General features: G+C 43.8%; 17 protein-coding genes and 1 riboswitch. Of the genes, 9 read left to right on the top strand and 8 right to left on the bottom strand.

Annotated features, from left to right (window positions below; genetic code table 11):
• Positions 1-257: 257 nt before the first annotated feature.
• The 4 genes from A3K91_RS11950 to A3K91_RS11935 all read left to right on the top strand — a co-directional run bounded on the left by A3K91_RS11950 (position 258) and on the right by A3K91_RS11935 (position 8,537).
• Complete coding sequence (locus tag A3K91_RS11950) at positions 258-3,227, top strand: valine--tRNA ligase (protein WP_062845466.1); 2,970 nt, start codon at positions 258-260, stop codon at positions 3,225-3,227.
• A gap of 158 nt (positions 3,228-3,385) precedes the next feature.
• Positions 3,386-4,849 (top strand): Na+/H+ antiporter NhaC family protein, encoded by a 1,464-nt coding sequence (locus A3K91_RS11945; protein ID WP_084387348.1) that lies wholly within the window; start codon positions 3,386-3,388, stop codon positions 4,847-4,849.
• A 299-nt stretch (positions 4,850-5,148) separates the two neighbouring features.
• A complete protein-coding gene (locus tag A3K91_RS11940; protein WP_062845465.1) occupies positions 5,149-7,104 on the top strand; it encodes an AAA family ATPase in 1,956 nt (651 codons plus the stop codon).
• A gap of 128 nt (positions 7,105-7,232) precedes the next feature.
• Positions 7,233-8,537, top strand: a complete 1,305-nt coding sequence (locus tag A3K91_RS11935) for a VWA domain-containing protein (RefSeq protein ID WP_062845464.1) — start codon at positions 7,233-7,235, stop codon at positions 8,535-8,537.
• A 91-nt stretch (positions 8,538-8,628) separates the two neighbouring features.
• On the opposite strand, the gene A3K91_RS11930 is transcribed toward A3K91_RS11935, so the two are convergent.
• Together A3K91_RS11930 and A3K91_RS11925 are read right to left on the bottom strand one after the other, a co-directional pair.
• On the bottom strand, positions 8,629-9,525 hold the full coding sequence (locus A3K91_RS11930) for an ABC transporter substrate-binding protein (protein ID WP_062845463.1): 897 nt from the start codon (positions 9,523-9,525) through the stop codon (positions 8,629-8,631).
• Between the two features lie 118 nt (positions 9,526-9,643).
• Positions 9,644-9,760, bottom strand: a riboswitch (TPP riboswitch).
• Positions 9,761-9,968: 208 nt separating this feature from the next.
• Entirely contained in the window at positions 9,969-10,808 is an 840-nt protein-coding gene (locus A3K91_RS11925; RefSeq protein ID WP_062845462.1) for a hypothetical protein, read from the bottom strand.
• Positions 10,809-11,215: 407 nt separating this feature from the next.
• Here A3K91_RS11925 and A3K91_RS11920 point away from each other — a divergent pair, with 407 nt between their 5' ends.
• Together A3K91_RS11920 and A3K91_RS11915 are read left to right on the top strand one after the other, a co-directional pair.
• On the top strand, positions 11,216-11,638 hold the full coding sequence (locus A3K91_RS11920; protein WP_062845461.1) for a YbaN family protein: 423 nt from the start codon (positions 11,216-11,218) through the stop codon (positions 11,636-11,638).
• Positions 11,639-11,882: 244 nt separating this feature from the next.
• Positions 11,883-12,092, top strand: a complete 210-nt coding sequence (locus tag A3K91_RS11915; RefSeq protein ID WP_010201661.1) for a cold-shock protein — start codon at positions 11,883-11,885, stop codon at positions 12,090-12,092.
• A 300-nt stretch (positions 12,093-12,392) separates the two neighbouring features.
• Here the strand turns inward: A3K91_RS11915 and A3K91_RS11910 are convergent, their stop codons facing one another.
• Entirely contained in the window at positions 12,393-13,496 is a 1,104-nt protein-coding gene (locus A3K91_RS11910; protein WP_062845460.1) for a YeiH family protein, read from the bottom strand.
• 256 nt (positions 13,497-13,752) lie between these two features.
• Here A3K91_RS11910 and A3K91_RS11905 point away from each other — a divergent pair, with 256 nt between their 5' ends.
• Positions 13,753-14,709, top strand: coding sequence for a LysR substrate-binding domain-containing protein (locus A3K91_RS11905; protein WP_062845459.1), 957 nt, complete (start codon positions 13,753-13,755; stop codon positions 14,707-14,709).
• A gap of 61 nt (positions 14,710-14,770) precedes the next feature.
• Here A3K91_RS11905 and A3K91_RS11900 read toward each other — a convergent pair whose 3' ends face one another.
• Both A3K91_RS11900 and A3K91_RS11895 read right to left on the bottom strand, forming a co-directional pair.
• Positions 14,771-15,232 carry a universal stress protein gene (locus A3K91_RS11900; RefSeq protein ID WP_062845458.1) on the bottom strand — a complete coding sequence of 154 codons (462 nt, stop codon included), beginning with the start codon at positions 15,230-15,232 and terminating at the stop codon, positions 14,771-14,773.
• A gap of 137 nt (positions 15,233-15,369) precedes the next feature.
• The gene (locus A3K91_RS11895; RefSeq protein WP_062845457.1) at positions 15,370-15,831 is read right to left on the bottom strand and encodes a universal stress protein; all 462 of its coding nucleotides are present in this window, start codon (positions 15,829-15,831) and stop codon (positions 15,370-15,372) included.
• A gap of 440 nt (positions 15,832-16,271) precedes the next feature.
• Here A3K91_RS11895 and A3K91_RS11890 point away from each other — a divergent pair, with 440 nt between their 5' ends.
• Positions 16,272-19,313, top strand: coding sequence for an insulinase family protein (locus A3K91_RS11890; protein ID WP_062845456.1), 3,042 nt, complete (start codon positions 16,272-16,274; stop codon positions 19,311-19,313).
• Positions 19,314-19,430: 117 nt separating this feature from the next.
• On the opposite strand, the gene A3K91_RS11885 is transcribed toward A3K91_RS11890, so the two are convergent.
• The 3 genes from A3K91_RS11885 to A3K91_RS11875 all read right to left on the bottom strand — a co-directional run bounded on the left by A3K91_RS11885 (position 19,431) and on the right by A3K91_RS11875 (position 22,716).
• Positions 19,431-20,771: a serine hydrolase domain-containing protein gene (locus tag A3K91_RS11885; protein WP_062845455.1), complete on the bottom strand. Its 1,341-nt coding sequence runs from the start codon at positions 20,769-20,771 to the stop codon at positions 19,431-19,433.
• 144 nt (positions 20,772-20,915) lie between these two features.
• Positions 20,916-21,479 (bottom strand): NUDIX hydrolase, encoded by a 564-nt coding sequence (locus A3K91_RS11880; RefSeq protein ID WP_062845454.1) that lies wholly within the window; start codon positions 21,477-21,479, stop codon positions 20,916-20,918.
• 421 nt (positions 21,480-21,900) lie between these two features.
• Complete coding sequence (locus A3K91_RS11875) at positions 21,901-22,716, bottom strand: SDR family oxidoreductase (protein ID WP_062845453.1); 816 nt, start codon at positions 22,714-22,716, stop codon at positions 21,901-21,903.
• A gap of 621 nt (positions 22,717-23,337) precedes the next feature.
• Here A3K91_RS11875 and A3K91_RS11870 point away from each other — a divergent pair.
• Positions 23,338-24,075 (top strand): NUDIX hydrolase, encoded by a 738-nt coding sequence (locus tag A3K91_RS11870; protein WP_062845452.1) that lies wholly within the window; start codon positions 23,338-23,340, stop codon positions 24,073-24,075.
• The last annotated feature ends 16 nt before the right edge of the window (positions 24,076-24,091 follow it).

The following is a 24,091-nucleotide window of genomic DNA, read 5'->3' as shown; positions in this document are numbered from 1 at the left end:
AAAGACATGGCTATATTCTATAGCGTTGCTCTACCTTATAGCAGCGTTATATTTTAACGCATGCAATGATTGATTATGGTGAGCGTTCAGTTGATTAAGGTTGTTAATTGTTGAATGCCGCTGTTAAGCTCCGATAAATTGCCTTAGCATCTAACAAAATCTGCCTATCTGCGTTAAAATCACGGTATTCATTATATTATCTATTTTTTACATCCATTGTCTGACCACATCCATTATCAATAAAAGACCTTTTTACTATGAGCAATCCCGATACCGATACCAGTACTAATAGCAACGCGAAAACCAATCTGACCCAATCTATCCAAGCAGCTCTGAATCAACTAGAAAACGCCTACAATCCCAGTGAGGTGGAAGCAGGCATGTATCAAGGTTGGGAAGAAAGCGGTTATTTTAAACCAAGCTTTGATAAAGACGAGTCGTTTTCTATTGCGCTGCCACCACCGAACGTCACCGGCTCATTGCATATGGGTCATGGCTTTAACAATGCAATCATGGATGCGCTGACCCGTTATCATCGCATGGATGGTGATAATACGTTGTGGCAACCAGGTACGGATCATGCTGGTATCGCGACTCAAATGGTTGTTGAGCGTCGTTTGGAGGCGCAAGGTATCAAACGCCGTGATATGACGCGTGAAGACTTCATCGATAAAGTATGGGAATGGAAAGAAGAGTCGGGCGGTAACATCACCAGCCAAATTCGCCGTTTGGGTAGCTCGGTTGACTGGTCGCGTGAGCGTTTTACCATGGATGATGGTCTGTCCAATGCAGTAAAAGAAGTGTTCGTACGCCTGTTTGACGATGGTCTTATTTATCGCGGTAAGCGCCTAGTGAACTGGGACCCTAAGTTCCAAACGGCACTGTCTGATTTAGAAGTAGAAAACCATGATGAAAAAGGCAGCTTGTGGCATTTCCGCTATCATTTCACTGACAAAGACTTGATGACTCAAGATGGTAAAAACTATCTGGTCGTCGCCACCACACGTCCTGAGACTTTGCTTGGTGATACGGCGGTCGCAGTCAATCCGAGCGATGAGCGTTATGCACATTTGGTCGGCAAAACTATTACCTTGCCAATCACGGGTCGTGTCGTGCCTATCGTCGCTGATGATTACGTCGAAAAAGACTTTGGTACGGGCTGTGTCAAAATCACCCCAGCACATGATTTCAACGATTATGAATTGGGTCGTCGTCATAACTTGCCGCTGATTAACATCCTTGATGAGCGCGCCAATATCTTGCGAGCGATGGAAGTCTATCCTGACTTGCAGACACGTGAGCCAGAGCTAGAGACCACGCCGAGCGAGTACGCAGGACTTGAGCGTTTTGCCGCTCGTAAGTTCCTTGTAGAGCAAGCAGGCGAGCAGGGCTGGCTAGAAGAGGTAGAGGACTATGCGCTAAAAGCCCCACGTGCTGAGCGTGGCGGTACGATCGTTGAGCCGTGGTTGACCGATCAGTGGTACGTCGCGGTCAAAGAGCTTGCTAAGCCTGCGATTGATGCAGTAGAAGACGGCAGCATTGAGTTCGTCCCTGCGCAGTACAAAAACATGTATATGGCGTGGATGACCGATCTACAAGACTGGTGCATCAGCCGTCAGCTGTGGTGGGGTCATCGTATCCCCGCATGGTATGACGATGCGACAGGTGAAATCTATGTCGCCCGTGATGAAGCGGAAGTGCGCACTAAATACAACCTAAGCGACGATGTAAAACTGCGTCAAGATGATGACGTACTTGATACGTGGTTCAGCTCAGGTCTATGGACGTTCAGTACGCTTGACTGGGCAGATGTCAACGCCGATCCACGCGTGATGAAAACCTTTCACCCAACCAGCGTGCTCGTGACAGGTTTTGACATTATCTTCTTTTGGGTTGCGCGCATGATCATGATGACCATGCACTTTGTGAAAAACGAAGATGGCACGCCGCAAGTACCGTTCAAGACTGTCTATGTCCATGGTCTGGTGCGTGATGGTAATGGTCAAAAAATGTCAAAATCAAAAGGTAACGTCTTAGATCCGATTGACTTGATCGACGGTATCGAGCTAGAAGCGCTGGTCGAAAAGCGCACCAGCAACATGATGAATCCAAAAGACGCGGCCAAGATTGAGAAGCAAACGCGTAAAGAGTTCCCAGAAGGCATCCCAGCGTATGGTACCGATGCACTGCGCTTTACCTTTACCTCGCTTGCCAGTACCGGTCGCGATATCAACTTTGATCTCAAACGCGTTGAAGGCTATCGCAACTTCTGTAATAAAATCTGGAACGCCAGCCGTTTTGTCCTCATGAACTGTGTGGATGGTGACAGCAATGCCAAGCCTATCGACCAAGCGGCAAACCCTGACGTATGGGAATTACCAGAGAAGTGGATCATGAGTCGTCTGAACTCTAGCATCAAAGACATTCATCAGCATTTCGCTCAGTATCGTCTCGATATGGTCAGCCAAGATATCTATGAGTTCATCTGGAACGAGTACTGTGATTGGTACGTGGAGCTTGCTAAAGCCAGTCTCAATGATGACTCGGTGTCGGATGCGCGCAAAGCGCAAATCCGCTATGTGCTGCTGCATGTGCTAGAGACCGCGCTACGCTTCACGCATCCAATCATGCCGTATCTGACTGAGCAAATCTGGCAAACCATCGCGCCGCTACTCGGTCGTAAAAACACCGACAGCATCGTGATCGCGAGCTATCCACAGACCGATGACAGCCAAATCAGTGAACAAACTGAGGCGGATATGGCGTGGCTACAAGAGCTGATCGCGAGCGTCCGTAATATCCGCGGTGAGATGAAGCTTGGTAATGCCGTACGTCTGCCAGTACTGCTACAAAACGTCTCTAGTGAAGAAGAAGCGCGCCTATCGCGTATCAAAAACCAGTTCAAAGCGCTTGCCAAAGTCGAGAGCCTAGAGATCGTCAAAGAAGGCGATGACGTGCCATTATCGTCATCAAGTATGGTCGGTCAGCTACGTGTGCTCGTGCCGATGAAAGGGCTCATCGATCCAACGGCTGAGCTGGCTCGCTTGGGCAAGTCATATGATAAGTTGAAAGGTCAAGCTGAAGGTATCGCTCGTAAGCTTGGTAATGAAGGCTTTGTGAGTAAAGCGCCAGTCGAAGTCGTCGATGCTGAGAAAGCAAAACTGGCTGAGCTAGAAGGGCAGTTGACTGCAATGACGGCGCAGATGGAGCAGTTGAAAGCGTTGTAAATAAAACGTAAATATCTGTAGTAATAAAAAGCGCTGTCACAATTGTGATGGCGTTTTTTATTGTCTGTATGGCAATATATCTATCGCTCATAACTTCTTAAATTTTTAAGCTCGCTAAATTAAGCCCCTCTATTTGAAATAACATTTTAAGGAATGTCATGTTATCTGCTTATCGTCAGGATACTTTTTTTCTTAACCGCGCATTGCCTGTCCTAATCGGCTTGGCTGCTATCTATGGCGCGTTGTGGCTGTTTGCGATTCCAGTCAATGCTGTGGTGCTGGCTATTACGTTGATGGTGGTGTTTTGTCTGATCAAAATCCCTGTGGCCGTCTCCTTAGTATCGGCGGCTTTGCTTGGCGGTTTGCATGCAAGAATGACAATGCCAGACATCTTACAGGTGTTAAATGATAACTTGCTGAGCGGCGCACAAGTCGGGATGACATACATCATGGTTGGCGCGTTTGCCGTGGCGCTGGCGAGAAGTGGCATCCTGGATTGGGTCGCACAAAAGATGGCGAGTAGTCTTAATCGTGAAGGTGCTCATGTACGACAGCAGGTCAAATGGATGCTGTTTGCCCTATTTATTGTGGCCTCATTGCTCTCACAAAACTTAATACCCGTACACATTGCCTTTATCCCTGTGCTGATACCGCCGCTGCTTGGTCTCATGAACCGCTTACGACTCGATCGCCGTGCCGTTGCTTGTATTCTGGCTTGTGGTATTAGCGCGTCTTATCTGCTGCTGCCGTTTGGGTTTGGCGCAATTTATCTGAATGAAATCTTATTAGAGAATTTTAATAGCGTTGGCGCAGCGTCTGGGTATGCAGCGACTGCCAGCATGGCGCCCAAAGCGATGTTCTTCCCAGTAATGGGGCTACTCGCTGGTATGCTGTTTGCGGTATTCATCACGTATCGTAAACCGCGTGATTATATAAAAGTGACGAAAGCAGAAACAGAAAATACTGATATGATCGCTACTGACGAAAAAATCGAGATTGGTTTACAGCCGCTGCTATTTACAGCGCTGGCAGTGGTCACGGTGTTATTGTTCCAAATTTATTTTGATTCGCTGTTTATTGGCGCGATGATCGGTTTTATGATTCTTGGGTTTTCAGGTATTTATCGCTGGCAAGCGCAAGACGATGTGTTTACGCAAGGCGTGCGCTTAATGGCAGAAATCGCCGTCATCATTACCATTGCATCGAGCTTTGGCGCACTGCTGACCGCCACTGGCGACATCGACCCACTCGTGGCATCAGCGACGCAATTCTTTGGTGACAATAAACTGTTTGGTGCAGCGGTGATGCTGGTCGTTGGCTTGTTTATTACTATTGGGTTTGGCGATTCGTTTGCGTCTGTCCCCATCTTAGCGCCTATTTATATCCCACTTGCGTTTGCGCTTGGGTTCTCTCCACTCGCGGCTCTTGCCATGCTTGGTGCAGCGGCGGCGTTAGGCGATGCGGGTTCGCCAGCGTCTACGATCACGCTTGGCGCTACTGCTGGTCTAAATGCTGATGGACAGCATGACCATATTAAAGACAGTGTGATTCCAACGTTTTTTCACGCCAATATTGGGATGTTGCTGTTTACGTGGGTGGCGGTGGTGTGGTTGTTGGGGTGAGTTTATTAGTTGAGTTAGAAGGGCAGTTGACCGCGATGACGGCGCAGATGGAGCAGTTGAAAGCGTTGTAATTGGCATAGTAATGGTTGTAGTAATAAATAGCGCTGTCACAATTGTGATGGCGTTTTTTATTGTCTACTGGTTAGTTCTCTAGCTAATATTCGGTTTCATCATACAACTGAATATTTGTGTGCTATTATCTAAAAAATTTTGTGATACTATATTTATTTTTGATATCACAGAGGCAAGGTTATTAGAGAGCTGTATTGGTTTTACAAATCTATGTATAAGGACAGTTTATGATTATTGGCATAGTTTTAAGATATTATAAAACTTACCAAGGGAGAAACTATATACCATTAACTGACAGTGATCAGTTCTGCGGTTTGGTAGGTAATAACGGTATTGGTAAAAGCTCTATACTTGAAGCACTCGATGCCTGTTTTAACGATAAGTCCTGGAACTTCAATACAGCAACTAAAAAGAGTGGATTAAACTCGACTAATCCAGAAATCGTACCCATATTCCTTCTAAAGAAAACTGATATACCTGATGAGTATCAGGAAGTAGCTAGGTCGCTTGATAATACTGTCCGTAATATATCAACTGATAATCTAACTTCACAACCTCAAATAGACTTTTATAATCATTTACAATCTATAGTTAAAAATACTAATAATAATTTGAACGACTGTTATTTTCTACCTATCGGACTTGATTACAAAGGTGGCGTAAGTTTAAGTTTCTTCAATAATAGGAAGTTAGTTGAAGATTTCTATAATGAGAAACTTCATAAAGCCGATATTGTGCTTCCTCCTCATATACCATCTAAGAATAAGCTTGATGAAGAGTTAGAAACTTTTATGAAATTATGGAGCTTTATTAAGGATAAGTTTGATTACATTTACATTCCACGTGAAATTGATCCAGAGTCATTTACAAGACTTGAGACGACGGAAGTCCAAGTTTTAATGGGAGAGTCATTAGAAAAGATATTATCTCAAAGAGTTACTAAAAAGCAGATAACAGATATTAATAAAAGCCTAAATGACTTTTTGGATGAGATATCACAAGAGTTAGATGGTTATTCCTATCGAACAATTACTGATAGACAGCAAAACCTAAGAAGATCAGATGTGAATAATTTAATTATTCAAGCATTCTTCAGCATAAGAAAGCTACACAAAGAAAAAGGTGTTAACTGGTTAGATATTAATTCTTTAAGCTCAGGAGAAAAGCAAAAAGCTATAATTAATATAGCCTATAAGCTATTGATAAACCATAGAGCTAGTGGAGATAACTTAATTATAGGTATTGATGAGCCAGAGTCTTCATTACACATATCTGCGTGCTACGATCAGTTTAGTACACTATATGAAATGAGCAGAGAGTGTATGCAGGTGATTTTTTCAACACATTGGTATGGTTTTTTGCCTACAGTCGAAAGTGGTAGTGCAACTTTCATAAATAGAAGTGCGGAGACGCACCAGTTCGATCAAGTTAATTTGGCAAACTATCGAGAACAAGTTAAGCATATTAGCAAAGGTTCTAGAAAAGTTATGCCATTTGATGTAAGACTCAAAAGTTTAAATGACTTTGTGCAGTCAGTAATTTCTAGTACAACATCAGAGGAACCATATAATTGGCTGATATGTGAGGGCAGTTCGGAGAAGATATATTTATCTGAGTATTTTAAAGATTTAGTTGTTAATAATAAGCTACGTATCGTACCAGTGGGTGGTGCAGGTGAGATTAAAAGGCTTTATAAGTATCTATTTGCTTCATATGACGACTTTAAGAGAGAAATGGTAGGAAAAATATATCTATTATCTGATACTGACAGTCAGCTAGTCCAGTACGAAGTTACGAATGAGAGTAATCTCTTATGTAATAGGATAGTTAGCGGGAGTAACTATATCACCGATTTAGTTAATATTAATTCTAGTCATGTTTCGCCATCAACAACTATAGAAGATGTATTAAATGGAAAGGCGTTTGTTGAAACACTAGTAACTTTTAGAGATGATTATCCAGAACATTTAGGATTTTTAGATAGTCATAGTATGGAAGATGTGAAAGAAGTATGTTCACGGTCCGCGTTAGACCTTAAAACTAGCGAGACTGATAAACTACTCAACTTCTTCAAACAAGAAGGAGTGAAGTATGAGTTTTCAAAAAGGTATATAGATATTATAGATGATAGTTATGAAATACCTGATTGGATTACTAAGATCCGTCAGTATTTCGAGTCATGATTGGGATTAATATTTCTAATCATTAATAAAATAAGAAACCACCACTGCAAGTACTATGGCGGTATTTTTATGTCTACAACTACGCTATATTATTATTAAAAGAATAATACTCTAGAGTAAGGAATACTATGAACCATCTCACCGTCGGACAACGCACACCTTTAAACAACCTTGCTATTGACGATACCGCACCCATCACGCTCAAGTTTACGCGCCAAAGTCCGATAGAGATGGACATCAGCTGCTTTGCCTTAGACGCAGCGGGCAAACTGATCAACGATGATTACATGGTGTTTTATAATCAACCAACCTCACCTTGTGGGCAAATCAAGCTCACCCATTACGAGTCGCAGCCAACGGCGAATAAAGGCATTCAAGCCGAGTTTGAAGTTAATTTATCCAAACTGGGTGCGAATATAGACAGCTTGTTTTTTGTATTATCAGCCGATACTCCGCTCAACCAAATTCAATCGCTAGATATTGGTATTTGGCAGCAATCGCAAAAAGCGCAGGCAGAATATCAAGTAGCCGACTTTGCTCAGCAGCAAGCCAGTATGCTGATGCAGATTTATCGTAAGGGCGGTGTTTGGCGCTTAGCGAATGTCGCGCAAGGGTTTAATGGTGGACTTGCTGCAATCGTGCAGCACTTTGGCGGTGATGTAGCGGAAGATCACAGTGATACTGTGCCTGCACAAACCATTGCCCCAGCCAAAATTAATACCTCAAAAGTTCCTTTAGAAAAGGTGATGCTAGAGAAAGCGCCCAAGCTGGTTAACCTTGCCAAAAAAGCCACCATCTCGCTTGAAAAACGCCAGTTGCAGCAATTAACCGCAAAAGTGGCGCTTGTGCTCGATGCCTCAGGTTCAATGAACAGACAATATAAACAAGGTCGTGTACAAGAGGTAGTCAACCGCTTGTTGCCATTGGCTGTCAGCTTTGATGATGATCAAGCGCTAGACTGCTGGGCGTTTGCCCGTGACCCACAATATTTGGGTGAGATTGGGTTGAGCAACTACGAAGGGTTTATTGACAACGCTCATGGTGGCTGGCGTAAATGGGCACTTGGCCCGCGCATCAACAATGAAGCAGAAGTCATGAAAGCCGTGACTGAGTTTTATCAAAAGGACGGCCTAGATGTGCCCGTTTATATTTTATTTATCAGTGATGGCGGGGTGAGTGACAATCGGGGCATCACCAGAGTCATGACGGAAGCGGCAAACCTGCCAATGTTTTGGCAGTTTGTCGGACTGGGTGGTCGCGGTTATGGCATCCTGAAAAAACTAGACGACATGACAGGGCGCGTAATTGATAATTGCGACTTTTTTGAACTCGACGATTTAAATGACATTAGCGAAGAAGCCTTGTATGAAAACATGCTAGAAGAGTTCCCAAGCTGGCTAAAAGAAGCTAAGCAGCTTGGGATCGTGCAGTAATAACCTTGTCATTCTATTAACCATAAAAAACCGCCACAGCAAACACTATGGCGGTTTTTTATGGTTCAAAATATCTTAACTTATAAAATGTCTACAACGCCCACAGCGACTGATACTGCTCATCGGTCAAGGTCACAATATCAATCTCTGCCAGCATCTCGCGAAGTTCTTGCCACTTAGCTGCATCGGGATTGATGGGCGTGATCAATCTGCCCAGCGTATTATCGATAATGGCATCCATCAAGGCATCGGCCTCGGTTTTACTGTAGTCATAATAAATACGGTGAGCAGCATCTGGATCGTTTTTACACAGCTCAGTCATCTGGTTGGTCACTTGGATAAAGGTGTCTATCGCGTCTTTTTTCGCGCTATAAATCTCAGTAGTTGTGAGGATTTCTAACGCTGAAAAGTTAGGATAGGGTGAGAGGTGCTGATCGATAAATGTAAAATCCATACTCTCAGAAGTCGCTTCAACACCTTCAAAGTTATAAAAGCACAACCATGCACCATCAAGGCTTGGGTCTTGTTGTAAATTCTTTATATGATAAAAGTCTTTTTGCACAAAGGTGACATTATCACGGCTGATGCTAAAGCCGTTTTTCTTGGCATAGCGGGCTAATATCTCAAAGCCAATACGATTGGTTTTTTCCTCAGCAGCAGGGGTACAAATGCGAATCGGCTGATTGTTTTTTAGCTTATCCATGCTGGACTGCTGCATCAATATACCGCCATCAGTCTCAAAGAAGCAGCCCAGCGCACGAAGATTAGGCGCGTAATGTTCAAACAGATGGATAGGCTCATTGACGTGCAAATCGATTGTTTGATTCTGCAATTCAGCAAAGCCATCATAATGGTCATTTGGTTCGATAATGTTTATATCAAGCCCTGCTTGCTCGTACGCGCCCGTGGTCACACCAGCGATAAAGGGCAAGTGATCAGGGTTTAAGAACCATTCGAGGGTCAGGGTAAGGGAGGTGGTTGGCTGCATCGTTGTTTCCTTTTTAGGTGGGAAACAATCAGACTGATACTGTTTAGGTAAAACAAGAAAGGTAAAATCTCAAAATCAGATGCATAATCACATAACCGCATCATTTGGAGATTTATTAAAACGTGTCACGCTTGTTTCCTACGTCAGTGCTAACTGCTTCAGGTTCACGGGTCTATCTCAGCGATGACGTCGGCTGTGTTTACAGCGTCAAATCATTGCACCCCGACAAGATGGATTAGTGCTTTATCATCATAGATGACTTAAGAGAGGTAATGCAAGACTTTGAGTAAGTCAGTGAGTTGACAATAAATGATTAAAATAAGAATGCGAGCTAGCATTGATAAAAAATGAGAGCATTGACAGGTTAGCAATAAATAAAAACTGTTCATAGCCAAGACTATGAACGGTTTTTATCTTAAAAAGAGTCAGTCAATTGAAAATAATTATTCAGCATATAAAGGGGTAAGCATACCTTTATAAGCCAACCGCTCGTTTACAGGCATTTTGAACACTTGACCATTAAAAGCAGTCGATTTAGCCCAGTCAACGGTATTGGTCGTCAGATCGACCAAGTAAAGGTGATGAAACTGCCCTTGCTGCGGTGTTGCAAAGCCAGTGCCGCCAGTCGCGACTGCTGTAGTAACACCCATTGCCATAGAGTAGCCAAATGATGGTTTGCTGCCCGTAACCATGGATACGAACACTTTATCGGTGCCTTCGATTTCTTTGAGCGTCTCTAATGTGGTTTTATCCAAACCCAAATTGACGCTATTGCCTTTTGCTTTATCGATTTCTTTTCTTTTATCTTGGGCAAAAGCTTCTAGCAATGTCAGATATTTTTGATTGGTTGCCTGACTGAGGTTGTTCGTAGAGCTCAGTAATGGATAAGCCGTATTGAGTTCGTCTTTTGCATTGGCATTAGCTAATATATCCATCTTTGCTAACGCTTCTTTGGAGAGCGCACCACACACAAACGGTGCTGTAGTGCGAGACACTTTCAAAGATCTTTCACTCAACGCTTCTTCTACAGTTGCCATCATGGCAAGTGAGGTAAGGTTGGATTGTTCATACAAGACATCATTTTTACCCATTTCTACTCTAATTAGACAACCATCGCTGATGACACTAACGGATTGAGACTTTAGATTTTGCTGCGTTTTGTCATATGTTAAGCGTGCTTCTGGACTAGCAGTTGTCGCACAACCACTAAATATAGTGACAGCAGCGATTGCTAAAGGTAGCGTGAGCATTTTGAGGGATGATAGGTTAAACAATGTGGCCATATATGTCCTTGTAACGATACAAAGTAGAAGAAAACGGAGGATAAACAAAAACAGGGAGTAGCAATGAAATGCCAAGATTGACGAATCTAACCTTATACAAAAATAGAAAGTTACCTAATAACACAACCTTTAACATATTAACTATTGACTAGAACAATAGTTCGTTAGAAAGGCGATTATGCACCAGTTTTTATGATTCTTCTACTAAAATTTTACTGAAACTCTCAATATTTTTTTGCCAAATAAAAAATATCCGATTGATAAATAACAAACACAAAAAAGCAAAAATAACCTTGTACCATTTTCAGCGATATTGCATGCTGATTGACCTATATAGGTCGCTTCTTTATTAAAAATTTAAAGCCACTTAATTTCTACTATGTATATTGCCAAATGACACCAATATTATGAGTGCTAACAAAAAAGCTTTTTACTACCGTCCAAAAACCAATCAATCCAAAAGTCCAGCGGTGCGTTGGACATTTGTAATATTGGGCTGGGTATTTTTTGTATTGGGGATTGTTGGTGCGCTATTACCTGTGATGCCGACCGCTCCTTTTATATTGCTGGCAGCAGGCTGCTGGGCGCGTAGCTCTAGGCGCTTTCACTTTTGGCTCATCAATCACAAGTATTTTGGTAAGTTTGTCCGTGATTGGGAAAACAATCATGCCGTACCTTTATATGCCAAATGGCTGGCAACGATCATGATGACCATCTCAACGAGTATGTTGTTTTATCGTCTACCTGCCGATATGCTATGGGTCGCATGGCTGGTAGCCGCCGTTTGTAGTGGAGTAGCAGTCTATTTATTTCGTTTGCCAAACGCTTAAAATTGCTGCAATTAGAGGTAAAAACGGTGATAAATGGGCGTCAGTTACACGAAATATGAGATAAGGCTTGCGATGCAAGAATGTTCCCCTTATAATACGTCCAAGCTTAAGAGCAGTTCTGCACCAAATCATTACCTCGTAGTATTAGTTATAATCCTTCGTTTTAATATTTATCGTTCAGTAGCTATTTGCAAGCGTTATCGGTCACTAGACCATTAATAAATTTAAAAGTAGGATTATCAATATGTCAGATACTCAAAAAGGTACAGTTAAGTGGTTCAACGAAGCTAAAGGCTTTGGTTTTATCGCTCCAGAAACTGGCGCAGACGTTTTTGCTCATTACAGCGAAATCACTGGTTCAGGTTTCAAAACTTTGGCTGAAGGCCAAGAAGTTGAGTTCACTGTAACTCAAGGCCAAAAAGGCCCACAAGCACATAACATCGTTGCTATCTAATTTGTCTTTTATAGACAGGTAGATAAATAGATGTTTAAAAAACGAACCTTTGGGTTCGTTTTTTTTCGTCTGCACTTTAGCGTTAACAGCGCACAGAACCAAAAATGCCTACAACCATAGCGATGGTCGTAGGCATTTTAAATGTTGGATAATGATAAATAGATCAGACGCAGTGATTTAATGTAGTAAGTTCAATATCAAAATGAAACAGCGTGCTGGAATAAATTTTTCGCAGCCTCTGTCTGCGAAGGCACAGTAAGCAAGAAAAATTTATTCCAATTCAGCGTTAATCTATTTTATTTAGAATCGACTATACATTAAGCTGACCGCAACATTGATCAACCCACCACCAATAATGAGCCAAACAAACATAGTCGCACCCAAAATAAGAGGCTTGATGCCAGCTTGCTTGATAGCGCTTAAATGGGTGGTCAGACCAAGGGCAAACATCGCCATCGTGAGCAACACATCATCGAGTATGACCATACTACGCTCAAAACCTGTACTCATTGGCACCCATGTATGTAATAAGACAATGGCGATAAAGATAAACGCAAACCAAGGGACTTGAACTTCTTTTAGGCGTTTTACGATAGAAAGTCGTTCATTACGGTCAGTATCATCGTTCTTACTTTTGGTTAAAGCAAAAGACAAAATAAGCAAGAAAGGCGCTAGCATCATCACCCGTATCATCTTGGTGACGACCGCCGTATCGCCAACCTCAGTACTGATAGCATTACCTGCTACCACCACTTGTGCCACTTCATGAATGGTTGAGCCCGTATAGATCCCGTATTGCTCAGTACTGAGCCAAGGTTGCAGCCAGCCTATGTGATGCAAGAGTGGGTAGAGGAGCATAGCGACCGTACCAAAGACCACGACGGTAGCCACGGCGATAGTGACTTTATGTGCTTCGGCTTTGATGACGGGTTCTGCGGCAATGACTGCTGCTGCGCCGCAAATACTTGCCCCCGAGCCAATCAGTAATGTGGTCTGTCTATCTACCTTTAGCCATCTTGTACCGAGCCAATACGTGAGTAGAAAGGTGGATGTCAATACAAGAGCATCGATCATGATGGCAGGCATACCCACCCCTGAGACTTGCGTCAGAGTCAGCTTAAAACCATAAAACATAATGGCAAGGCGCAGTATCTGACCTTTGGCGAAGGCCACACCCACACTCAAGCGATCAGATACACTAGGGTAAACGGTATTGCCCAATACCATACCAAGCAAAATAGCCAAGGTTAAAGACGACAGTCCAACCACACGTCCTGCTGTCCAAGTATCGAGACTGGTATTGAGCCATAAACAAAACAAACTGCCAACCAATACCACCACCAGTCCTGCCAAATGGCGGTTGGTTGGGCAATAATGGTCAACGGTTTGTGCTAAAGCGTGCATGACTGACTGTCCTATCATCTATAATCAAAATAAGCATAAGCTTATGATTGGTCAGTATAAAACAGGACAATCTATAATAAAAACAGATTAATAAGATAGAAACTATCGGTTTTTTAGGTTAACGTATACAGTCATGGTGTTAATTTTGCTATAGTTGATTCAGCTCAAAAAATGAAATGACTCCATCTGCTTACACGTCTGAAGAATAAATAATGCACCGCTCCTGAGTATCATCCACTAATATAGTATTGAAATAATGAAGAAACCGCTTCAGACATTACCAAAAATCACGCTCAAACAGCTGTCTGTCTTTGTCAGTATTTATCAGACGGGCAGTACCAGCCGTGCTAGTGAGGAGTTACACTTATCACAGTCGGCGGTCAGTAGCGCTCTGAGTGAATTGGAGTCGAGGCTACAAATGCCATTGTTTGAGCGTGTTGGTCGCAGGCTCAATCATCATCCTAATGCCCATCCCATTTATGTACAGGCGCAAGCAATCTTAGGTCAAGCATTGACGCTAGAGCATTATCACAAGCACCAAGCAGGCCAGATTCGTATTGGTACAAGTACCACGATTGGGAATTATGTGTTGCCGTCGCTGCTTGCTACGCTCTATGAGACGCTACCAGATGCCAATGTGGACATGTATATTGCCAATACCCAAGAAGTAGTCAGCGAGATTGAACAGTTAAATATTGATATTGCGCTAGTGGAGGGCGTACCGCGTCCGACAGACATGAAAACCATTGAGCAACGTGCTTGGCGCACGGATACCTTAAAGGTTTTTGCCAAGCGTAATAGTCAATGGTTGATAGAGCTAGCGTCATATAATGATGATAATGGGTGTTATGAGCTGAGTCTGGAGCAATTGGCACAGCTGCCGTTATTGGTACGTGAGGCAGGGTCAGGCACTCGGCAAATTATCGATGAGCAGTTATTGAAGCATTTACCCAATGCTGAGATTGTCATGGCGATTCAACAATCAGAAGCGATCAAGCACATGGTGATGGCAGATATCGGTCTTGGCTGTTTGTCTCAGCATGTGATTGAGAGCGAGCTGGCCTCAGGAAAGTTGGTACAGGTAAAAGTGGCGGGCATTGATTTGTCGCGGACATGGTGGCTGGTCTGGCACAAAGCCCGCCATCAAAGTCCCATTTGGCAGACCTTCATTGATATTTTGACAGAGGCATCAATATCAAAGAAACCGCAATAAAAAACGTCCCATAAGCAAATGTGCTATGGGACGTTTTATAAAATAACCTATCTGATTTACGTTATTCGTTGACTGGTTTGTCCAATCTTACGACCAAGCTATCGCAAGGCACATTTGGCAGGATGTTGTCTGCGGTAGCGCCGCTGAGCCATGCGGCAATGCCATGTCGATTGTGACGACCGATGACCAATAGATCAACTTCATGTTTGTGGCAATAATTGACGATACCTTCACTGTTAGAGATGGCCGTGGTCACCTCAGAATTGACGTCGTGTAGCTCATTGCGATCCAAAAACTGTGCCAGCTTGGCACGCGCTTCTTGGCAACGTTCATCATCAATCTGATCGTATAAGCTTGAGGCTGGCACCAGTTCATAGCCGAAGCCAACCATGGTGTCTTTCACAATATGCAATACCGATAACTTGGCATTAGGACGATTCTCCACGATGCGTTTGGCTTTTTGGGCGACTATATCGGCATCAGAGAGCAAGTCAGTGACCAATAATATATGTTCGTAACTCATGTGCTTCTCCTTGTGACAGATGATTATAACTATAGCACTACGGCAAGGCGCTGTGAAGTAAAGCTTGACTGTCTTTAGTATGTCAAAGCGACAGCATCTATAAATGACAGACTCAATTACATAGTGAGCAGTACCAATTATTTTTCTACAGGCTTATTAAGCTTGACCACTAAGCTATCACAAGGGACATTTGGCAATATACTATCTGCCGTGGCAGTCACTAACCAAGCGGCGATACCATGGCGCTCATGACGTCCAATAATAAGTAAATCAACGTCTTTTTTATGACAGTAATTAACAATACCCTTACTGTTAGAGATGGCAGCGGTTACCTCAGAGTTAACGGCTTCTAGCTCATTGCGCTCAAGAAAGCGCGCAAGCTTAGCACGTGCTTCTTGCCACTTTTCGCCATCGACGTCGCCTGTGAGGCTGGACGAAGGGACAAGCTCATAACCGAAGCGCACCATGTCATCTTCAACGATATGCAGCACAGACAATTTGGCATTGGGAGCGCCAGCGAGGATACGTTTGGCCTTTTGCGCAACCAAATCAGCATCGGACATTAAGTCAGTGACCAATAAAACATGTTGGTAACTCATGAGCAGCTCCTTGTGACAGATGGTTTTCACTATAACACTACTAATGCCCGCTGTTAAGTAACATCATTAAATCAGGAACATTCACTAAACATATTTAGATTTTAAGGTCTAGCTACCTTTCCTATGGCTTTCTGGCCTATCTTTTAGAGCGTACCTTGACTTATTAAATGCTTAGCCCCATCTAATACCGTTAGGCAAATTCCTATTAATGGATGCAACAGTGCCATTACATATACCGCTATGACATACGAATATTACCCAAAATTTTTGTACTGATTGATATCAATGACAGATAAAACGATTTATCTTGTAGCCATTATCTTGTACTCGTAATTTTTATTCATTATTGGTTTTTACTCAAGTAAAGTAAGAGATGCATAATTTTTACTCGAACCTCACGCTGATACTTACTCAGGTAAAAACACTCTATAAGGAACACTATGACTGACACGCTATTCACTGCTGACCTGACCCTGCATCCAGCGTTTGAGCTGATTGAGCATCGCCATATTGAGGCGCTTTCGATGGATGTGTTGATCAGTCAACATGTCAAAACAGGTGCAATGCATTATCATTTGGCACACCCAAGTGATGAAAACGCTTTTTTGGTGGGCTTTCGTACCCAGCCCATGGACTCAAAAGGTGAGGCGCACATCCTAGAGCATGTCGCCTTATGTGGTTCTGAAAAATTCCCAGTCCGTGATCCGTTCTTTTCGATGATTAAGCGCTCGCTCAATACTTTTATGAATGCGATGACTGCCGCTGATTGGACGGCATATCCGTATGCCACGCAAAACAAAAACGACTATTTCAATTTGCTTGCGGTCTATCTTGACGCGTCATTTTTTCCCAATATTCATCCGCTTGATTTTGCTCAAGAAGGCATTCGTGTTGAGTTGGATAGCGAGGACAAACCGCATTTTAAGGGTATTGTATTTAATGAGATGAAAGGGGCGATGAGTGGTGAGATTGATCAGCTTTATCATGCTGTCGCTCATCACTTATTCCCAACGACGACGTATCATTACAATTCAGGCGGTGATCCTGCTGATATTCCTGATTTGACACATCCTGAGTTGGTGGCGTTTCATCAAAGCCATTATCATCCATCGAACAGCGTGATCATGAGCTTTGGTAATATTCCAGTGGCTGAGACACAGACCAAGATTCATGAAGATGCGTTGATTCAGTTTGAAGCTGGCAAAAAGCATGTCTCACGTCCAGAGCAGCGCTTGTCTGCGCCAATTAGCGCCACCGATACTTATACCGCTGATGAGGCAGGCCCAGACCAAACGCATCATGTCGTTGCTTGGCTGCTACCGTCTATTACCGATCCAAAGCAGCGTCTGGCGCTCCGTTTATTAGAAGGGGTGTTGGTTGAACATTCAGGCTCACCGCTGCGTGCGTATTTGGACAGCCATCCTCTAGGCAAAGCACCTAGTCCATTACTGGGACTCGATGACAGTCATTACGAAATGGTCTTTTATACCGGTCTACGTGGCTCAAACCCTGAGCATGCCGAAGCGGTCGAGCAGGGCATCATAGATTTGCTGACCAAAGTTGCAAGCGAACCAGTCGATGATGAAACCATCGAAACCATTTTGCATCAGATAGAGATTGATCAACGTCATATCGGTGGTGATAGCGTTCCTTATGGTCTAAACCTAATGCTAGAAGGCTTTAGTACCGCTATCCACGATGGCAACCCTATCGATGTTTGGGAAGTGGATGAGCATCTACAATGGTTACGTGAGCAGGTGAAAGATAAAGCGTGGTTGCCCAATTTAATCAAAACCCATTTGCTCGACAACAATCACCGTGTGCGTGTCACCTTGACGCCAGACAGTGAAAAAACGGCTCGTCTGGCTGCTGCAGAGCAGACCCGTTTAGACACTATCGCGATGGATTTGACGGCTGATGATAAAGACATTTTGCATAAGCAAGCGCTCGATTTGGCTGCGCGCCAAGCAGCGCCGGATGATTTGAGCTTATTGCCAAAAGTGGGTCTAGAAGATGTCCCAACGGACATCAGCTTTAAGCAAGGCACGCAAAAAACGGTACGTTTGAGTGGACAAGACAGCACTTTATTTGAATATGAAGCAGGTACCAATGGTATCTACTATTATCAAGTCATTGTGCCATTGACCGATGCCATTGGTGGCGTCAATAGTGACCAGTTGCCAGTAGATGAGGTGATTAATCATCCATTGCTGCCTATTTATCTAAGTTTATTGTCAGAGCTTGGCACCGACTCGATCAGTGCTCATGACATGCAAGCCAAGCAAGCGGCGCATTCTTCAGGAGTCACTGCCCGTATCAGTCAACGTACCGGCATTGCCGATAGCCAGTCTATCAGCAGCTATTTTGTGGTCGCGACGCGTGCGCTGAATCGTAAACCTGAAGCGATTGATCTGCTCAAAGAAGTCATGGAACATAGTGTCTTTAGTGAGCATGACCGTATCAAAGAGATTTTGCAGCAGCGTCAAGCGAGCTGGCAATCAAACCTTGCTGGTTCCGGACATTCGTATGCCATGCAGATAGCCAGTCGCGGTATGAGTCGTCAAGCGCAGCTAGAGTATGTGCGCAGCGGTCTTCCCGCCTTGAATGCACTGAAAGATTTCTTAACGCATGCGAGTACTGACGATGCGCAATGGGATAAGCTTGCGACCAGCTTGATGGACTTGCATCAGCGTTTGATTAGCTTACCTAAACATGCGGTGATCATTTGTGAAGCCGAGCAAACTGAGCGGTTGAGTAACTTAATTGTCGACAGTTGGAAAGACATCCAAGCACCAGCGCTTGCAGAAAAATTAACCAACTCTGATCGCGGTATTAATGACAATGTCCCAAGCGAGTTTGCAGACTTACATCTAAATGATGTTGAAGGTGAATCAGTAGCGGTTGAAGATTTGGCATGGTTGGTTCCGACCAACGTTTATCATAATGCCAGCGCTTATACGGTACCTGCGGCCGATCATCCTGATACTGCTGCGTTGATGGTACTAGCGCCTTACTTACGAAACGGCTATTTGCACAGTGCCATTCGTGAGCGCGGCGGGGCTTATGGCGGCGGTGCTGGCTATGATGCCAATGCCTGTGCCTTTAAGTTCTTCAGTTATCGTGATCCTCAGTGTGCTGAGACCTTTGCCCATTTTGATGCCAGTATCGAATGGTTGTTAAACGAGCCGCAAACGGATGAGCAGTTAGAAGAGGCCATCCTTGGTATTATCTCTGGTATGGATAAACCTGGCTCTCCTGCAGGGGAGGCAATCAAAGCCTGTTTTGCTGACTTGCATCGTCGCGGTGCAGACTGGCAGCGCAAAATGCGTGCGGCCATCTTGTCCGTGACCGTTGCTGATTTGCAGCGTGTTGCCAAACAATACTTGCAAGGACAAGAGCATGTACGTGCGGTTCTAGCGCCTTATGACAAAGAAAGTCAGGTAAAAGCATTGGGCTTTAATGTGTGTAAAATTAAAAGCTAATAGTACTGTGCTCCTATAAAGTAAATGACCTATATAAGAAAACCGCCGCTTTCGATGTATGATGAAAGCGGCGGTTTTTTATGGTACTCACTTTTTATGATGTTTACTTCTAAGTTGTTACTTCTTTATTAAGTAATTAGCGACTGCTTTAAAAGCAGGAATGGTAGTCGGGTCATTTTTGCTATTACTGGCATCAGGATGCGAGGCAAAACGGACGATGACCATGTCAGCCGCTGGATCAATATAAATCCTTTGACCATGGACACCGCGAGCCGAATAGACAGGTGTAGGATTGTCGTATGACCACCACATACTTTTATAGCTGCCATTTTTGAGTTGTTTATAATTTGCCTTGGCAAAAGCAGCCTTGTCGCCGCCAGCTTCGATATGCTCTACTACAGCTGCTGGAAACAGACGCTCACCGTTAATCTCGCCTTTATTCAGCATGAGGCTACCAATGCGTGCCATATCATGCAAGCCTGCACTGATACCACCGCCTGCAAATGGCGTACCTTTGGCATCAACCGTCATATAGGCACTCTGTTCAGCGCCGATTTTTTGCCAGATGCGCTCAGAGAGTAGGTTATTGACCGCTTTGCCAGTGGTACGCGCAATGATCCAACCCAGCGTATCGCTGTTAATGGTTTGATAGTTAAAGGCATTCCCATGCTCGCCTTTTTTCTTGACCGTTTGAAGGTATTCAAAATAGCCATTAGGCCCGTCATAATCTTTGGGTTTCGGTAGTGGGCTGGCCGCTTCTGAATATTTCCAAATATCCGCATTGGGGTCGGCATAGTCTTCGCTATAGTCCAGTGCGGTGGTCATATCCATGACTTGACGTACGGTTGCATCTCCAAAGCCGCTATCTGCTAACTCAGGAATAATAGAAGCAACCAATGCGTCATCGTCAAGCTTTCCTTCGGTCACGAGAATCTCTGCCAATAGCCCTGTCATCGATTTGGTCATCGACATCGCAGCATGTTGGCCAAGCTCATTGAGACAGCCATTTTGACGCTCATATACCACCTTACCGTGATGCAAGATCATAATGCCGTCCGTATAGTTGGCGTCCAATGATTCCTGCCATGTCATCGAGCGATTACTACCAGTGGGAGTAAAGGTAATGGCATCGATATTTTTATCCAGCTCATAGTTGAGTTTGGAGGGTGCACCGATACCGCGACTGACTTCGGTGGTCGGCATCAGCTCACGAATGTGACAAACTGTCCAACGTAGCTTTGGAAAACTAAAAAAATCAGAGGACGGCTGCGCTATCAGCTTGTCATTGGGCGGCGGAAAACCTTGCATCCAACCAAGCGCCTGTGGATCTGATTGTTTGGCAGTAAGTGGTGTGTCATTTGCATGACTAGTTGTACTGAGCAATGTCATGGCGATGGTCAGTGGCAATAAAGGAGTGAATGATAATAGCGATAAGGAACGTTGCAACAAAGTCAGCATGATATTCTCGCAAGTCAGATGAAGCGGTTAACGTCAGACAATAAAAAACCATTGATAAGGATCTATACTAATGACTTAGCATAATTCTTATCAATGGTTTTTACCAACAACTTTTGTATGGTCTTTTGTGCTTATCGTACGAGGTCAATAGCGTTTAATACTTTGATCTTTGCCTATATAGTCTTGATGAACCGGAAATTGAGCATATGTATCGAACGTTTTACGGTCTTCAAAGTAGCTGTTTAGCGTGCGACGTACTGCTTCAAAAGCAATCTCATCCCATGGAATGTCTTCTTCTTTAAACAACGCACAGTCAAGACTCTCAGAGCCGATACCATACGCGCCGTCTTTTAACTCTGTTAGATAGATACTATAGATTTGACCGATATCAGGGATGTCATACAGACAGTATAAGCGCGGGTTGATAACCACTGCTTCTGCCTCTTCATAGCTCTCACGTGCCGCTCCTTCAGCCATGGTTTCGCCATTTTCCATAAATCCGGCTGGCAAGGTCCAAAGTCCATATTGTGGTTCGATGGCACGGCGACACAGAAGCACTCGGTTTTCATGAATCACAAGTGAGCCACAGATTACTTTTGGGTTTTCATAATGAATATAGTGGCAATTGGGACATACCAAACGCGGTACATTATCTGTGGGTGGTATTTTGCGTTCTGCTTTATGACCGCATTGTAGACAATAGCCCATATTACCTGCCTTATTTTTTATAAATATCGTGTATCCACTTATCTTAAAAGGTTTTTGACCATTCTGATGTTTGCTTTTGTATATAAAGTTCTTCGCAATAAACAGTATTTCGTATAGTACCAAGCGTTTTATTCTTACCTATACTAAGCATCGTCAGGATTATATTAGGCTACTTTATCTAAAACCCCCTGATAGTGTTTGTCAATTTCTATCAAGGGTTTTTAAGTGAGGGATAGGAGCTTATCAATGACGATCAGAGCTCAGCATCTGCATGCTAATAATGCCTGCTACAGAAGCATAAACAGGCAATATTGGCCGTTTCAGCCCATGGTACAAAACATCAGCGAGCAACCAGTGACGATGTGTAAGGCTGTCCGTTCAATAGGTAGCAATACTCGGAGGATGTAGCACATCATTGATATCAGCCATTGGTAATCATGCCTCCATTGATATGGAGCGTTTGACCCGTCACAAAGCTACTGTCTTGGCAAGCAAGAAATACATAGGCAGGCCCCATCTCGCGTGGCTGACCCATACGGCCCATTGGTGAAGACATCGACTCTAAAATATCTTTATCAAAATCTTTAAATACCAGTTGAATCTCACTCACCACAGGGCCTGGTGCAACCTGATTGACACGAATGCCGCGATTAAGGAGTTGTTGCGATAGTGCGCGGGTATAGCCGACGATAGCGCCTTTGGTCGCGGTATAAGGTACCAAAACATCATTGCCGACATACGCATTAACGGACGTCGTATTAATGATACTGTCGCCTTCTTTCATGTGCTCAAGAGCGGCGCGGGTCGCATAAAACATTCCTGACATATTGACATCAAAGTGCTGCTGCCAATCCTCATCGCTGACTTCCGATAAATCATGATACGGCTTTTGCATACCAGCGTTATTTACTAATACATCAATGCCGCCCCATTGTGCCACGACCGCTTCTACCGCTTCTTTACAACTGTTACTGTCTGCCGTATCACCTTGCAACACTAGAGCGTCTGCGCCTTCCGCTTCGATGCCCTCACGCGTCTCATTTGCGCTTTCTTCGTCAGAATGATAAAGGATGGCGACTTTGGCACCTTCGCGTGCCATATGAAAAGCAACGGCACGTCCGATACCACTGTCTCCGCCAGTGATTAAAACACGTTTGTCAGCCAGTTTGCCTGAGCCTTTGTAACTATCATTGATATATTCAGCAGGTGGCATCATGCTGTCGATTTGGTCTGTCATAACTCGTATCCTTTATCTTATTTATAGTTAATTTATTGTTTGTATGACAAGGCTCTGTGAAGTCCTTTTTATATGGATATGTCAAAATTGATATCTCAAAGTAGATATTCTATATTTATCACAGTCTGTCGGAGCTCATCATAATGTCCAGACACCTATTTTGGAATATGGCTAAGTTGAGGTTTGGCAATTTAAAAATGTTGTCGTGTTAACCGATAAGTTAAATCAAGACTGAATAAGGCGGTGCAAAAATGGTATAGACATATAAAAACATGTCGATCAAAAACAGGTGATATATGGCATAGAGACATGAAAGAGCAGGCATAATGACAAAGAATTAACACTAAATTTTGGACATTACCGAGATATATAGGCACTCGATATAACAAAGGCTGTACACAATGAGAATAAGCATCGGCATTTATACTCACTGTTGCACTTATCAAAAGAGAGTATCTTATATAGGCATGGGTAGTATTTTGATAAACATGGCACAATCATTGTATATAGCGATAAGCTGATGAATAAGAAAAGCTGCCACACCATCGACAGGTTATACTGGCATGCTGAGATAGGCACCATCATAAATAATATGATGATGACCACCCATAGGATTTGATAATGACCATACCCAACAATCTTGATGTCTTTAATAAATTTAGCGTGGCTGTACCAACGTTTATTCGCTATCCCACACTCAGAAAGTTGGCCGAACGCGTACAGCAAGAAACCGTCACTGCCATCAATCATCCAATACGCCACAACGATCACAACACTTCTTATAGTGCGCGTGTCTTAGACAGTCTATATCAGACACCGATTGCAGATGCCTCGGTATTGGTGGCGATCACTCATGAGCGTCATCCAAAATTGCTACTCACGCGCCGCGCTGCCCATATGAATAGTCATGCTGGTGAAGTGTCTTGTGTAGGCGGTAAACACGATCAGGGTGATGGCAATAATGTCATCACGGCTTTGCGTGAAGCGTGCGAAGAAACCGCTCTACCACCAAGCAAGGTGCAATTGCTCGGTCAGCTGCCTATACAAACCTCCAAAAGTGGTCTGACAGTACGGCCAATTGTGGCATTGATTGCACCCGATTTGGTATTGGTGCCCGAACTTGGGGAAATCTCTCGCATATTTTGGGCAGATTTTGAGTCGCTACTCACTCAGCCGACTGTCGAGTATGCCGTTGAATACACCATGCAAGAGCAGACGTCGACCCTGCTTACGCCAAGCTGGCAAGTGGATGGAGAAACCGTTTGGGGTTTGACAGGGCGTGTCATCGCCAGCCTATTAGAAACTGGCTTTGATCGGCAGCTTGATTGGTATTATCATGTCCAGAATACACGCTTGTAAACGTATTAATGGATAG

Source organism: Psychrobacter alimentarius, from assembly GCF_001606025.1.
Classification (GTDB): Bacteria; Pseudomonadota; Gammaproteobacteria; order Pseudomonadales; family Moraxellaceae; genus Psychrobacter; species Psychrobacter alimentarius.
This window is presented reverse-complemented; position numbering and strand designations above follow the sequence as displayed.